A 15,140-nucleotide genomic window follows, 5' to 3' on the forward strand; every position below is an offset into this window, starting at 1 on the left:
TTCCAGTCTGTCTGCCTTCACAATGACACTCCTTTTACGCTCATTCCCGCGCCCCGCAAGGCTTACAGGCCGATTGTGGGGATTTTGCGAGAAATCGCTACATATTGGGTTGGGTGTGTACTATACACACTAGATGTAGGATCTGCGCGAGCGTTAATTGTCATTTTATTGACCTGAAACAAAGAATTTTTTCGTCGGAAGAATAGGTGAACAAATGTTAATTCTGGCCTGTTTTTTGCGTATTGTTTTTTAAGGAGATGCATAAAAAACAAACGGGTCAGCCACTGATGTGACTAACCCGACAGATGTGAAAATTCAGATTATTCGAGAAATTGCCAGCGGCATTCGTAAGGACGAAGGCTGCCTGAAACCGGTGCATCGCCATAGTTGCTCAGCAGCGTTTTACCTCCAAAATCGGGCAGACCGGCGGCCTGATTTTCACCGCTCAGATTTGCCATCACCTGCAACGTTTGCCCGTTTGCGTTACGCTGGTAACACCACAACTGCGGGTGTTCCGGCAACAGATCCTGATAATCCCCGTGAGTCAGCACCGGCACGGTTTTGCGTAGCTGAATCAGTTGCTGATAAAGATAAAACACAGAGTTTTTATCCGCCAGCGCCTGTTCGGCGTTGATGTCTTTTACGTTATGGCTGACCGAAATCCACGGTGTACCGGTGGTGAAACCGCCCTGATCGCCATCGTTCCATTGCATCGGCGTCCGGCTGTTATCACGGGATTTTCGCGCCAGGATCCGCAGCAGTTCTTCGTTGCTGCGCCCGTCGGATTTCAGTTCGGCAAACATGTTCAGGCTTTCCACATCGCGGTATTGCTCAAGATGTTTAAAGCCCGGATTGGTCATGCCGATCTCTTCGCCCTGGTAAATGTACGGCGTGCCCTGTAAACCGTGCAGCACCATCGCCAGCATTTTCGCGGACGTTTCGCGCAGCGCGCCTTCATCACCAAAGCGCGAGACAATCCGCGGCTGATCGTGATTACACCAGAACAGCGCGTTCCAGGCGTGGCCGTGCATTCCCTGTTGCCACTCGTGGAAAATCTGTTTGAGTTGCACGAAATCCGGTGGCGCGTCCGTCCATTTTTCACCGTTCGGATAATCGACTTTCAGGTGATGGAAGTTAAATGTCATCGACAATTCGCTGCCGTCGTTGGCGGCGTAGCGGCGGCAATGCTCCAGTTTGGTCGATGACATTTCACCGACCGTCATCAGCCCGAGGGGTTTGAAAACGTCACGGCTAAATTCTTGCAGGAATTCGTGAATGCGCGGGCCGTCGGTGTAAAAACGGCGGCCATCGCCGCTGTCGTCCGCCGGGAAATCCTGCTGTTTGGACACCAGATTGATCACATCCAGACGCAAACCGTCGACGCCCTTATCGGCCCAGAACTGGCAGACTTTTTTCAGCGCCTCGCGCACCGGCGGGTATTCCCAGTTGAGATCCGCCTGCTCGGTGGCGAACAGGTGCAGGTAATATTGCCCGCTGTTTTCGTGCCACGCCCACGCGCCGCCGCCAAATTTAGAGCGCCAGTTATTCGGCGGCCCGCCTTCCGGCGCACTGTCGCGCCAGATGTAAAACGGACGGAAAACACTGGCCGGATCCTGCGACTGGCGGAACCATTCGTGGTGCGTCGACGTGTGGTTAAACACCATGTCCATGACGATGCGGATGCCACGCTGATGCGCCTCGCGGGTCAGGCGCTCGAAATCTTCCAGCGTGCCGTAAGCCGGGTCAATCGCGCAGTAATCGGCTACGTCATAGCCGTTATCAATCTGCGGCGACAGGTACATCGGCGTCAGCCACAGCGCATCAACGCCCAGCGTTTTCAGATAATCCAGGCGCTGCGTGATGCCGTTAATATCGCCGGTGCCGCTGCCCGTGGTGTCCTGAAAACTCTTCGGGTAAATCTGGTAAATCACGCCGTTTTTCCACCACGGCAATTCGCTGCTCATCGCATTTTCCTTATTCAACATCTGTATCACACCACTGACAGTTCGCCACGGCGGGCTTTACGCTGATAAACCAGCACGGTCAGAATGATTGGGATCACAATCGCCACCAGCATCGCGAGCGCGTAGATACTCCAGAACTGCGGTTTGATGGATAAAATGCCCGGCAGGCCACCGACGCCGATGCCGTTTGCCGTCACGCCAAACAGGCCGCAGATAAGTCCTGCGAAAGCTGAGCCGATCATCGCGCAGAGCATCGGGAAACGGTATTTCAGGTTGATCCCGTACATCGCCGGTTCGGTCACGCCGAGGAAGGCTGAGATGGCGGCAGGCACGGAAATCTCCCGTTCGTTATGTTTACGGCTGACGATAATGACGCCGACTACGGCCGCGGCCTGCGCAATGTTAGACAGGGCGATCAGCGGCCAGACCGGAGTACCGCCGGTGCTCTGCACCATCTGCATGTCGATGGCGAGCGTGGTCTGATGCACGCCGGTAATCACCAGCGGCGCATACAGGAAGCCAAACAGCGCGGCACCGACTGGCGCGAGGCTGCCGGTCATCACGAATTTCACCGCAAAGGCCACGCCGTCGCCGATCATGCGGCCAAACGGCCCGATCAACGTGTGCGCCAGGAAGACGGCAACAATCAGCGACGTGACCGGCACAATCACCAGATACAGGTAATTCGGCACGATGCGCTTCAGGCCATTTTCAATCATCGCCAGCGCCATACCGGCGAGAACGGAAGGAATAACCTGCGCCTGATAACCGACTTTTTCGATGGTGAACCAGCCGAAATTCCACACTTCCGGAATTTGCTGGCCGAGGTTGTAGGAGTTCATCAGTTGCGGGGAAACCAGCGTGATCCCTAACACGATACCGAGAATTTCTGTTCCACCCATTTTCTTCACGGTGGACCAGCACACGGCCACCGGCAGGAACATAAACACCGCTTCGCCCAGCAACCACAGGAAGTCGTAAATGGATTGCCAGAGCGGGTGCATTTGCGCCAGCGTCTGTCCGCCGCTCATCGGAATGTCACCGATGACGTTGCGGAAACCGAGGATCAGACCGCCGCTGATCAGCGCCGGTAACAGAGGGAAGAAGATTTCAGCGAAATGCGAAATGCTGCGTTCGAACCAGCTCATATTCTGGCGTGCGGCCACTTTCGCCTGCTCTTTACCGGCTTCACTTTTGCCGGTGCTGGCGATCAGCGCCTTGTAGTAATCGTCCACTTCCGGGCCGATAACCACCTGAAACTGACCGGCGTTGGTGAAACAACCTTTTACCATCGGCAGGGTTTCTAGGCCCTTCGGGTCAGCTTTGGACGGATCATTGAGGACAAAACGAAGACGCGTGATGCAGTGAGTCACCATGGCGATATTGTCACTGCCGCCCACGAGGGCGATCAGCTGATCAACATCCTGTTGTTTTACCTTACTCATAGGAGGTGGCCTTTTTTAGGTATGCGTAAATTTGTTGTTGAGGTAGGGAACGGTTCAAGCATAGCGAAGCCGCTGGGAACTTGTCCGGGAACGTTCCCGGTTTTGCCGGGACGATCACAAAGTTTCTGTTATTCAGAAAATTGAAGAGGGGAAAATCAGACGGCGAGCTGGCCGGGAATAATCAGCTGTTGCAGCGTCGCGGAACCGTCGAGTTGCGCCAGAAGCTGCTTCGCGGCGGCTTCTCCGCCTGCGCCATAGCCGAGTTCAACCGACAGGGATTGCGGAAACAGAAAGTGCAGCAACGGGTTATTCCCGATACCGCAAACCTGTACGTCGCGGATTTGCTGCTGTTGCAGATATTTCTGCGCGCCAATCGCAATGGTGTCGGAGGCGCAAATCACCGCCTGAATATTGCGACCGAGCAACTGCGGGATCAGCTCAAAACCGCTCTGGTAGGTGAGTTCGCCCAGCGCAATGTGCGGTGTGAGGTGGTGTTCCTGACAAAAGGTCCGGTACGCCTCGCTGCGGCGTTGCCCAGTGGTGGTGTCGTGCGGCGAAACGCCGATAAAGCCAACCGACCGGATTTCCTGCGCCAGCAATTTTTGCATCAGCAGTTGCACCGCGCCTGCATCGTCGTAGCAGACCGAAGATAAACCCGGCATATCGCGCGCCAGCATCACCAGCTTATCTTTCCACGGCGTCAACATTTGCGCCGACAATCCGGTAAAACCAAACAACACCACGCCGTCGATATTACGCTGCTTCAGCACCTGCAAATGCTCTTTCACGCGTTCGGCGCTGAACTGACTTTCCAGCACAATCGGATCGTAACCCTGCTGATAAAACAACGGCAGCATGGCGCGCACCGCCTGATTCTCAGAAGGGGAATCCAGACGCGACACGATAATCGCTACAATTTTGTCGCTGAAGCCGCGCATGGCGCGTGCCGATTTTGACGGGCTGAAATGCTCCTGCTCAATCACCTGCAACACGCGCTCACGCGTTTGCGGGCTGACATTGCCTTCATTATTGAGCACACGCGATACCGTGGATTTTCCGACGCCGCTCAGGCGGGCAATGTCATTGATGGTCAGGCGATTTTGCATAGTTATTTTGTATGGTTGTTTGATGAATGATTAATAACTTGATCAGGTTTAATTTTGGTTGCAGTTCACCGGCGTATACTGCGCGAATTATCGAAGGTATATCCACTTATTCCTGATTACCCTAACGGATTTTCCTGCCCGACGGCTATGAATTTCCAAACTGTTCCTTACCGGAGGTGAAAACCTGATGGAACCCGACCCCAACTCTGTAGGTCCGTTGTGATCCGGTAAGCACCCGCCTTTTGCTGCTGCTTGCCGTGACGTTATCTGGTGAGCAGTGGTGCACGCTTTTTCGTTCGCCCTGTTTTTAGAAATCCTTTTGCCATGCTTATGGCGGCTTAGCCGTGGGCGCAACAAAGGTGCGAATGATGTTCAAAAATATAACTTCCCGGCTGCTCGATGCGCTCAGCCGCAACCTTCCGCGTCGTTTAGTTCGTCGCGACCCGATGCTCGAAACCGTTCCGGGCCGTGCCGCACAGGCGGTGCCTGCGGCGATGGCAGCGCATTGTCAGGCCTGTGCTCGTGCGACAGAAGACCAGCTTTACCTGCAATTTGACAGCCATCCTGAAGGGCTGACGGAGCAGGAAGCTGAGGCGATCCGCGAAGTCTCCGGCCTGAATCAGACCGGCGATCAGCAACCTGCGCCGTGGTGGCTTCACCTGTGGCACTGCTACCGCAACCCGTTCAATTTGCTGCTGACCGTCCTCGGCATGGTGTCTTACGCCACCGACGATCTGACCGCCGCGCTGGTCATCGGCGCGATGGTGTTTATCTCGACGTTCATGCACTTCATTCAGGAAGCGCGTTCCAACAAAGCGGCCGATGCGCTGAAAGCGATGGTCAGTAACACCGCGACCGTGCTGCGCAGTGACGCGCAAACCGGCCGCAGTGAAACGGTCGAAATTGCCATCAGCCAGCTGGTGCCGGGCGATCTGATTAAGCTGTCGGCGGGCGATATGATCCCGGCGGATTTGCGTATTGTCTCCGCCAAGGATCTGTTTATCAGCCAGGCGGCGCTGACCGGCGAATCCCTGCCGGTTGAAAAACATGCCGGCGAAAAGAAACCCATTGCTAACGATCCGCTTGAACTGAATACCCTGTGCTTTATGGGTACTAATGTGGTGAGCGGAACGGCAATCGCGATGGTGATTGCGACCGGCAACAAAACCTGGTTTGGCCAGCTTGCCGAACGCGTGGTGCAGGAAGATACCCAGCCGAATGCTTTCCAGGCAGGCATCAGTAAAGTCAGCTGGCTGCTGATCCGCTTTATGATGGTGATGACGCCCGTCGTTCTGGTGATCAACGGCTACACCAAAGGCGACTGGTGGGAAGCAGCGCTGTTTGCGCTGTCCGTCGCGGTCGGGCTGACACCGGAAATGCTGCCGATGATTGTGACGTCCACGCTGGCCAAAGGGGCGGTGAAACTGTCGCGCCAGAAAGTCATCGTCAAACGTCTGGACGCGATCCAGAACTTCGGTGCGATGGACATTCTCTGTACCGACAAAACCGGCACGCTGACGCAGGATAAAATCGTCCTCGAACGCCACACTGACGTGCTCGGCGTGACCAGCGATGACGTGCTGCATCTGGCGTGGCTGAACAGCCATTATCAGACCGGCCTGAAAAACCTGCTTGATGTCGCCGTGCTGGAAGCCGGTGATGCCAGTCAGGCGCACAATTCCCTGAAAGTTGATGAAATCCCATTTGATTTCGATCGCCGCCGGATGTCCGTGGTGGTGGCAGAAAACGACCAGAACCACCGCCTGATCTGTAAAGGCGCGCTGGAAGAAATGCTGTCGATTTGTACGCTGGTGCAGCTCAACGGTGAGATTGTTCCGCTGACCGATGTGCTCCTCGGGCGCATTCGCCGCATCACCGACGACCTCAATCAGCAGGGGCTGCGCGTGGTCGCGGTGGCGCACAAAGTGATGCCTTCCCGCACGCAAGGCTACGGTGTGACGGACGAATCCAGCCTGATTCTGGCCGGGTATATCGCGTTCCTCGATCCGCCAAAAGAGAGCACCGCACCGGCGCTGGAAGCCCTGCAACGCAAAGGCGTGACCGTCAAAATTCTCACCGGCGACAATCCGCTGGTGGCGCGTAAAGTCTGCAAAGACGTCGGCTTGAAGGCGGATAACGTGCTAATTGGCAGCGACATCGACGAACTCGACGACGTACAGCTGCTGCACGTTGCCCGCGAAACCACGGTATTCGCCAAACTCACGCCGATGCACAAAGAACGCATCGTGCGCGTGCTGCGCGGCGAAGGGCACGTAGTCGGATTTATGGGCGACGGCATCAACGACGCCCCGGCGCTGCGTGCGGCGGATATCGGTATTTCCGTAGATTCTGCGGTGGATATCGCCAAAGAGGCCGCCGATATTATCCTGCTGGAAAAAAGCCTGATGGTGCTGGAGCAGGGCGTGACGGAAGGGCGCAGAACGTTTGCCAACATGCTGAAATACATAAAAATGACCGCCAGTTCCAACTTCGGTAACGTCTTCAGCGTGCTGGTCGCCAGTGCCTTCCTGCCGTTCCTGCCGATGTTGCCGCTGCACCTGTTAATCCAGAACCTGATTTACGATGTGTCTCAGGTGGCGATCCCGTTTGATAACGTCGATGAAGAACAGCTGGCAAAACCGCAGCGCTGGAACGCCGGGGATATCGGGCGCTTTATGGTGTTCTTCGGGCCGATCAGCTCCGTATTCGACATCCTGACATTCAGCCTGATGTGGTGGGTGTTTAAAGCCAATACCGTCGAAGCGCAGACGCTGTTCCAGTCCGGCTGGTTCATCGAAGGGCTGCTGTCGCAGACGCTGATTGTCCACATGATCCGCACGCGTAAAGTGCCGTTCATCCAGAGCCGCGCGTCCTGGCCGCTGTGCATCATGACGCTGATGGTGGTGATTACCGGTATCGCGCTGATCTACTCGCCGGTCGCCGGATTCCTGCAATTGCAGGCGCTGCCTCTGAGCTACTTCCCATGGCTCATTGCGATCCTGGCCGGTTATATGGTGCTGACGCAGTGCGTGAAAGGCTGGTTTGTACGCCGCTACGGCTGGCAGTAAAACCTGAGCGGTAGCCGGAAGACGGTGATTGTTAACGCAGTCACCGTCTTTTTTTTAGCCGTCGTCTATAGTTATTCCTTTACGTTTCAGCGGGCTATGAGGGCCAGCTTTTATCTTTGAGGAATTTCACCAATGTTATTGCCTTTTCGCCGTACCCTTCTCGTAACTTCATTATTTCTGAACGCCTCCGCTTTCGCTGCTCCGGCAGGGGATCTGCCGCTGATGCCGTGGCCGCAGCAGGTAGAAATGACCTCGCCTGCGGGCAAATACGTGCTTAACGATGCGCTACTAATTCAGGTTAAAGGCGACGCACTGATGCCGGAAGTAAACCACTGGCGTGAGCGTCTGGCGCAGCAAACCGGCTGGTATCTGTTGCCGCAAAATACCGGCAGCGCGGGCGAACATCCCGCCATTAACATTGAGATCAAACAAAAAGTTGCCCCGCAGCCGATGCCGGACAGCGACGAAAGTTACCAGTTAACCGTGACGCCGCAGGGGGCGACGCTCACCGCCAATACCCGTTTCGGCGCGATGCGCAGCATGGAAACGCTGCTACAGCTGGTGCAGAACGACGGTGAAAATACGTTTATTCCGCTGGTTACCGTTCACGATCAGCCGCGCTTTGCCTGGCGTGGCGTTCTGCTCGACTCCGCCCGTCATTTCCTGCCGATCGCGGATATCAAACGCCAGCTCGATGGCATGGCGGCGGCAAAATTTAACGTCCTGCACTGGCATCTGAGTGACGATCAGGGCTGGCGGTTCGAATCGCAGAAGTATCCAAAATTGCAGGAACTGGCCAGTGACGGGCAGTTTTATAACGTCGCGCAGATGAAAGACGTAGTGGCTTACGCCACACAGCTTGGGATCCGCGTGGTGCCGGAAATCGACATGCCGGGGCACGCGTCGGCGATTGCGGTGGCGTATCCTGAACTGCTCAGCGCACCGGGGCCTTACAAAATGGAACGATCCTGGGGCGTGCATGAACCGACGCTCGATCCGTCCAATGAAAAAGTCTATGCCTTTGCGGATGCCATCGTCGGCGAACTGACGCAGATCTTCCCCGATCCGTATCTGCATATCGGTGGTGACGAAGTGGACGCCACGCAGTGGAAAACGGCCAAACCGATCCAGGCATTTATGAAAGAAAAAGGCATCGCTGATACGCACGCGTTGCAGGCGTATTTCAACACCAGACTCCAGACGATCCTGCACCAGCATCAGCGCAAAATGGTCGGCTGGGACGAAATCTTCCATCCGGATCTGCCGCACGACATTGTGATCCAGTCGTGGCAGGGCCCGGATTCCCTCGGAGCCAGCGCGCAGAAAGGCTATCAGGGCATTTTATCCACCGGTTTCTATCTCGACCAGCCGCACAGCGCCGCGTATCACTATCGCAATGAAATTCTGCCGCAGCCGCCGGGCGTGGATCAGAACGTTGCCAGCGGTGAAAAAGCACAAAGCTGGAAATTCAATATGCCGCGCCTGAAAGGCAAACCGGTGGACGGCAGCTTTACGCTGATTGAAGGCAAAAGCGGCTGGCGCGGATTTATTGATTTCACCGGAAAAACCCGCCGTGCGGTGCGCGATATTGTCTGGCAGGACGACGGCAAAGTCAGTTTTGCCGTCGATACCTGGATGGGCGACACGCGCCCGGTGCTGACCTTGAAAGACGGTAAGTTCGACGGCTATTTTATTATCGGCAACGCGCGTTATCCGGTGACCGGTGCTCCGCTCAGCACCGTGCCGGACGGCCTGACGCCGGTGGTGCCAGACGCTGAAAATATGAAAAATATTCTCGGTGGCGAAGCGGCGCTGTGGCAGGAAAACATCACGTCGCAAATCCTTGACCTGAAACTCTGGCCGCGTGGGTTTGTGGTCGCAGAACGCCTGTGGTCGGCACAGGACGTCAAAGATACCGGCAACATGTATCAGCGGCTGGCGAAAATCGACGCCTGGTCGGTGGTGTCGGTCGGGCTGCAACAACACGCCGAAACGGCGCGGCTGATGACGCGGCTTTCCAACAGTACGGACATTGCACCGTTGCTGAGTTTCTCGACCGCGCTCGAACCGGCGCAGTATTACACCCGTCAGCACATCAAATTCCAGGCCGGACATTACACGCAGGCTGAACCGCTGAACCGTCTGGCGGATGCATTACCGGCGGAAAGCAATGCGGTACGCGAGTTCGCCGGGCAGATCGAAACGCTGCTGGCGGATCCGAAAAATCCGCAGGCGGCGCAGGCGGCACGCGGGCAGTTAGAGAACTGGCAGCGCAGCGCGGAACAGGTAAAACCGGTGCTGGCGCAAAACTCAGTGCTCAGACCATTGCAGCCGGTGGCGGAACAGCTGGGTGCGCTGTCTTCGCAAGCGCTGGTCTGGCTGGAGAAACTCCAAAAAGGGGAAACGCTGAGTGCGCAGGAACGCCAGCAGGCGCAGGTCGCGCTGGACGAGGCCGCCAAAGTGCAGGATGAGCTGGTGCTGGCGGTGGTGTATCCGCTGGAGAAATTACTGGGCGGGGTGCAGGTTCAGAAGTAATCCCATAAAAAAGCGCGACCGGTGAAGCGGCCGCGCTTTTGTTTTATTCCGCCTTAATCTTACGACTGCGCTTTGTTTTTACGGTCGTTACGACGGTTTACCCAGGTGTTGATGAGCAGGGTGATAATCAGAATCGACGCGATCACACCGAGCGAAATCCCTACCGGAATGTGGAACACGTCGAGTAGCAGCATCTTGATACCGATGAAGATAAGGATCACCGCCAGACCGTATTTCAGCATGGAGAAACGTTCCGCCACGCCCGCCAGCAGGAAGTACATCGCACGCAGGCCGAGGATCGCGAACAGGTTAGACGTCAGCACGATGAACGGGTCAGTGGTCACGGCGAAGATGGCCGGAATACTGTCGACCGCGAAAATCACGTCGCTGAGTTCAACCATAATCAGCACCAGCAGCAGCGGTGTGGCGAACAAGATACCGTTGCGGCGTACGAAGAATTTCTCGCCCTGCAAATCGTCGGTCATGCGCATTTTGCTGCGCAGCCAGCGGATCATCGGTTTTTCGCCCACTTCGCCGTCATCGTCTTTCGCCAGCGCCATCTTGATACCGGTGAACAGCAGGAACGCGCCGAACACGTACAGGATCCAGCTAAATTGCCCGACCAGCCAGCTGCCCGCGAAAATCATACCGGTACGCAGGACGATTGCGCCGAGCACGCCGTAAACCAGCACGCGGCGTTGCAGATTGGCCGGAATTGAGAAGTAGCTGAATAGAATCAGCCAGACGAAGACGTTATCGACCGCCAGCGCTTTTTCCAGCAGATAACCGGTCAGGAACATGGTCGCTTTGGCGTCCGCCACTTCACGGCCAAACTCGCCGTTGAGATACCACCAGAAGCCGAAATTAAATAACAGCGACAGGCCAATCCACACCAGCGACCACATCGCGGCGCTTTTCATGGTCATGGTTTGCGCGCCTTTGCGGCCCTGCAACAGCAGGTCAAAGGCGAGCATAATAATCACTACCACGGCAAAAGAGCCCCAGAGAATCGGGTTGCCTACGGAGTTCATCATCGGTTTATCCTCGAAAAAACATCAAAAAAAAACGGCCAGCGTCGGAAGACGTTAGCCGCTCATTTTTTGAGCTGTGAGCAAACCTCGCCTTCCGGCAAGGTCTCACTTACAAAGATATTCATCTTGTGAATGCATATCTTTGCCTCGGTAACCGGGTTGCTGAGACGGCGCTTAAGCGCGGGTCCAGACACCGTAATGACGATTATCCGACGAAGAAGTTACTCCCCTTTGCGATCCGGAAAATAATACAAAATGTATCCGCTGTCAAACATTCAGAAACATTATGGCTCATTATCCCGCCAGCGCCACCCGCTTGCCGAGTGCGCTGACGAACGCCAGCAACAGCCCGCGGCTGAGCGGTGTTTCGCTAAGGTGCTGAGCCTGACCGGCAAAGTCGACGCTGTCGTCTTCGGCAATCGATCCGAGCCATGACAGATACGTTTTCATCACCGCCAGACTGAATTCCGGATGGAATTGCGTGCTCACCGCGTTCGGCCCGTACCGCAGGATCTGATGCGGATCGTGCAGCGTTTTGGCTAAAACGGTGGCCGTCGCCGGCGGCGTGATGACGGTTTGCAGATGGATCAGGTTCGCCGCAAACTGCGCCGGAAGCTGTGAAACCAGCGGATCGAGATGTCCGGCGGGCGTCAGCGTGACTTCGTGCGTGCCGACTTCAATGCCCTGCGGATGGTAATCCACTTCACCACCCAGCGCGTAAGCCATCAGCTGATGGCCGTAACAGGCGCCGAACATCGGTAATTCCTGCAACATGCCCAGACGCACCCAGTCGGCGGCTTCTTCACTCCACGCCAGATGTTCCGTCACCATACTGCGCGAACCGGTAATAATGGCACCGCAGTAATTTTCCGGCGGCAGCGGGCGCTCACCGGCCTGTAAATCCACAATCACGACCTGCCGCGGATCGATATCGCCCTGACGGATAAACATCTGCGGGAAATTATCGTGTGCGCGGCGGATAGGGTCAGGCGCGTGGCCGGTCTGCAAAATCAACAACGGTTTCTGGCCGGGTGTAGTCATCTGTTACTCCCAATTAATAAAATCCCAATTAACGATAATTTCCGTACTGGCAGAGATTAAGCAGGCTGCTGGTCGGCAGGGAACACCACGCCGGTCTGACGACGGATTTCCGTCAGCACTTTGGCGGTGATGCGCGATACTTCCAGCCCCGGGTGCGCGACAAACTGGTTATCCACCAGAATCGCAAAAGTTTCCGCTTCATACAGCATGGTATTGATGTGTTGTGGCTGTGTCAGATCCAGCTTCTGGCCGCCGCGTGGCATCAGGCTGAGCGTCTGGCACTCAGACAGTTTTTCCATCTGCAACGTCCCTTCTTCGCCCTGAATTTCACTCGGCAAAAGGGAATCGCTGATTTTGGAGTGGTTAATCACCACTTCGAAATCATCCGCATAAGACAAAATCACCGTGCCCTGACCGTCGACGCCGCTTTCCAGCAGGACGGCGGTAGCGGTCACAGATTCCGGCTCGCCGAAAAGCGAAATGGCGCTCGCCAGGCAGTAATAACCAATATCCATAATCGACCCGTTAGAAAACGCCGGGTTGAAAGTATTCGGGTTTTCACCGGCCAGATAGCGCGGATAACGTGATGAATACTGGCAGTAATTCAGGATGGCTTTGCGCAGCGTACCGATACGGCTGAGCGCGCCTTTCATGTGCAGGAAATTCGGCAGATAGGCTGTTTTAAACGCCTCAAACAGTACGACGTTATTGTCTTTCGCGCAGGCAATCAGGCTTTCGGCTTCTGCCAGATTGGAGGCCAGCGGTTTCTCGCAAATGACGTGTTTTTTATGGCTGAGAAACAGCAGAGATTGCGGGCAGTGCAGGGAATTCGGGCTGGCGATATACACCGCATCAATGAGATCGGACGCGGCCATTTCCTCAAGGGAATCAAAATAATGATCGACCGGATAATCCTCGCCGAGCTTTTTCGCGCCTTCCAGCGTGCGGGAGTAAATCGCGGTCAGCTTCATTTTACCGCTCTCGTGCGCGGCATCGATAAAACGCTGGGTGATCCAGTTGGTGCCAATTACCGCAAAGCGAATCATGAGGGATCCCTATAGTTGGTCGTTAATTATTATTGGTACAACTTGCCGAATATTTCCAGATGCGTCAGGTACATGCGCGTATCAAATTCTAACTGATGATAGTCCGGCGTCATGTGGCAGCAAAGGCTGTAGAACGCTTTGTTATGTTCTTTTTCTTTCAGGTGCGCGAGTTCGTGAACCACGATCATTTTTAGGAAAGCTTCCGGCGCGCTTTTAAAGACGGTGGCGACGCGGATTTCTGCTTTGGCTTTCAGCTTGCCGCCCTGAATGCGGGAAATTGCGGTGTGCAGCCCCAGCGCGTGTTTCATCACGTGGATTTTGTTGTCATAAGCCACTTTACTTAACGGCGATGAACTTCGTAAAAACTGGTTTTTCAGGTCGAGCGTATACTGATAGAGCGATTTATCGGTGGTCAGCGCGTGCGGCTCGGGATAGCGCGACAGCAACACGTTACCTAAACGTTCCTGTTGGATTAACTGGCGCACCTGAACCTGAAGTTGCTCGGGATAGCCTTGCAGATAGGTCAATTCAGGCATAACTGTTTGCTTTGTCTCTTATTGCCGGGGAAAAGGTGCCGGATCGTTAAGCGTGGTTTTTGGAGCGATCGCTGGGATCAGGCAGATAAACCCCTTTTTAACTGAAAAAACATTTTACTGATAGCCCAAATTAGGGGATAAACAGCGCAAATTGAATATTGAGGAGAGCCAATGAGCCAATTCGAACTCGAAGTGGGTGGACAGTTACTGCAACTGAACCTGGAACGTTATCCGCAGGATGAAGCGGCAACGCAGTTGCAGGCATGGGAAGCGGCCGATGAATATCTGCTGCAAACCCTGAACACCGACGCGCTCAACGGTCGTCCGCTGCTGATTTTCAACGATGCTTTTGGCACGCTGGCCTGTGCGTTGCAGGAATTCAATCCGACCAGTATTAATGACTCGTTCATGAGCCAGCTGGCGATGCGTCATAACCTGCGCGATAACGGTTTTGACGAAGACAGCGTGGCGGCGCAAAGCAGCCTCGTGCCGTTGCCGATCAACCCGGGTCTGGTCGTGATTAAAGTGCCAAAAACGCTGGCGCTGCTGGAACAACAACTGCTGGCGCTGCGCGAAGTGGTGACGGCGGATACGCAGATTATCGCCGGTGCGAAAGCCCGTGATATTCACACCTCGACGCTGCAACTGTTCGAGAAAATCCTCGGCCCGACCAAAACCAGTCTGGCGTGGAAAAAAGCGCGTCTGATCCATTGTGAAGCCACATTGCCCGCTCAGTCGGCAGAACCGGTGATTGCCGAATGGGCGCTGGACGACAGCGAATTCCGTATATCCAACCATGCGAACGTGTTCTCACGCGGCGGGCTGGATATCGGCGCGCGCTTCTTTATGCAGCATTTGCCGGAAGGCATCGAAGGCCGCATGGCAGATCTGGGCTGCGGCAACGGCGTGATCGGCATGACCGCGCTGGCGCTGAATCCGGATGCTGAAATGCTGTTTGTCGATGAGTCTTACATGGCGGTGGAATCAAGCCGTCTGAACGTTGAAAACAACTTGCCGCAAGATCTGAACCGCTGTCATTTCGAAGTGAACAACATGCTGGCAGGCGTTGAACGTGAAACGCTGCACGCCGTGCTGTGTAACCCGCCGTTCCATCAGGGCACGGTCATCAGCGATGACACCGCGTGGCGCATGTTCTGCGACGCCAAACGTTGTCTGCAAACCGGCGGCGAACTGCGTATCGTCGGCAACCGTCATCTGGATTACTACCAGAAACTGCGTCGCCTGTTCGGCAACTGCACAACCATTGCCACTAACCAGAAGTTTATGATCCTGCGCGCGGTAAAAACGGCGGCTCAGCACTGATTTAAGCCAGCACCTATGAAAAAGCCGCTCTCGCGGCTTTTTTTT

10 protein-coding genes are annotated in these 15,140 nt (G+C 55.4%); 3 read left to right on the forward strand and 7 right to left on the reverse strand.

Annotated features, from left to right (window positions below; genetic code table 11):
• Positions 1–320: 320 nt before the first annotated feature.
• The 3 genes from treC to treR form a co-directional block, all read right to left on the reverse strand.
• A complete protein-coding gene (gene treC, locus ACLBVC_RS08485; protein ID WP_410149240.1) occupies positions 321–1,964 on the reverse strand; it encodes an alpha,alpha-phosphotrehalase in 1,644 nt (547 codons plus the stop codon).
• Positions 1,965–1,990: 26 nt separating this feature from the next.
• Entirely contained in the window at positions 1,991–3,409 is a 1,419-nt protein-coding gene (gene treB, locus ACLBVC_RS08490) for a PTS trehalose transporter subunit IIBC (protein WP_410149241.1), read from the reverse strand.
• Positions 3,410–3,564: 155 nt separating this feature from the next.
• Positions 3,565–4,515 carry a trehalose operon repressor TreR gene (treR, locus tag ACLBVC_RS08495; protein ID WP_410149242.1) on the reverse strand — a complete coding sequence of 317 codons (951 nt, stop codon included), beginning with the start codon at positions 4,513–4,515 and terminating at the stop codon, positions 3,565–3,567.
• 365 nt (positions 4,516–4,880) lie between these two features.
• Here treR and mgtA point away from each other — a divergent pair, with 365 nt between their 5' ends.
• Together mgtA and ACLBVC_RS08505 are read left to right on the forward strand one after the other, a co-directional pair.
• Entirely contained in the window at positions 4,881–7,583 is a 2,703-nt protein-coding gene (gene mgtA, locus ACLBVC_RS08500) for a magnesium-translocating P-type ATPase (RefSeq protein ID WP_410149243.1), read from the forward strand.
• A gap of 132 nt (positions 7,584–7,715) precedes the next feature.
• On the forward strand, positions 7,716–10,118 hold the full coding sequence (locus ACLBVC_RS08505) for a beta-N-acetylhexosaminidase (RefSeq protein ID WP_410149244.1): 2,403 nt from the start codon (positions 7,716–7,718) through the stop codon (positions 10,116–10,118).
• A 59-nt stretch (positions 10,119–10,177) separates the two neighbouring features.
• Here the strand turns inward: ACLBVC_RS08505 and ACLBVC_RS08510 are convergent, their stop codons facing one another.
• The 4 genes from ACLBVC_RS08510 to ACLBVC_RS08525 all read right to left on the reverse strand — a co-directional run bounded on the left by ACLBVC_RS08510 (position 10,178) and on the right by ACLBVC_RS08525 (position 13,772).
• Positions 10,178–11,152, reverse strand: a complete 975-nt coding sequence (locus tag ACLBVC_RS08510; RefSeq protein WP_305079894.1) for a TerC family protein — start codon at positions 11,150–11,152, stop codon at positions 10,178–10,180.
• Positions 11,153–11,443: 291 nt separating this feature from the next.
• Positions 11,444–12,190, reverse strand: a complete 747-nt coding sequence (locus tag ACLBVC_RS08515) for a glutamine amidotransferase (RefSeq protein WP_410149245.1) — start codon at positions 12,188–12,190, stop codon at positions 11,444–11,446.
• 56 nt (positions 12,191–12,246) lie between these two features.
• A complete protein-coding gene (locus ACLBVC_RS08520; RefSeq protein WP_410149246.1) occupies positions 12,247–13,236 on the reverse strand; it encodes a Gfo/Idh/MocA family protein in 990 nt (329 codons plus the stop codon).
• A 29-nt stretch (positions 13,237–13,265) separates the two neighbouring features.
• Positions 13,266–13,772, reverse strand: coding sequence for a M48 metallopeptidase family protein (locus ACLBVC_RS08525; RefSeq protein WP_410149247.1), 507 nt, complete (start codon positions 13,770–13,772; stop codon positions 13,266–13,268).
• 171 nt (positions 13,773–13,943) lie between these two features.
• Between ACLBVC_RS08525 and rlmG the strand changes: the two genes are divergently transcribed.
• Positions 13,944–15,095, forward strand: coding sequence for a 23S rRNA (guanine(1835)-N(2))-methyltransferase RlmG (gene rlmG, locus ACLBVC_RS08530; protein WP_410149248.1), 1,152 nt, complete (start codon positions 13,944–13,946; stop codon positions 15,093–15,095).
• Positions 15,096–15,140 lie beyond the last annotated feature (45 nt).

Origin of the sequence: Rahnella selenatireducens (genome assembly GCF_046449555.1) — a bacterium.
Taxonomy (GTDB): domain Bacteria; phylum Pseudomonadota; class Gammaproteobacteria; order Enterobacterales; family Enterobacteriaceae; genus Rahnella; species Rahnella selenatireducens.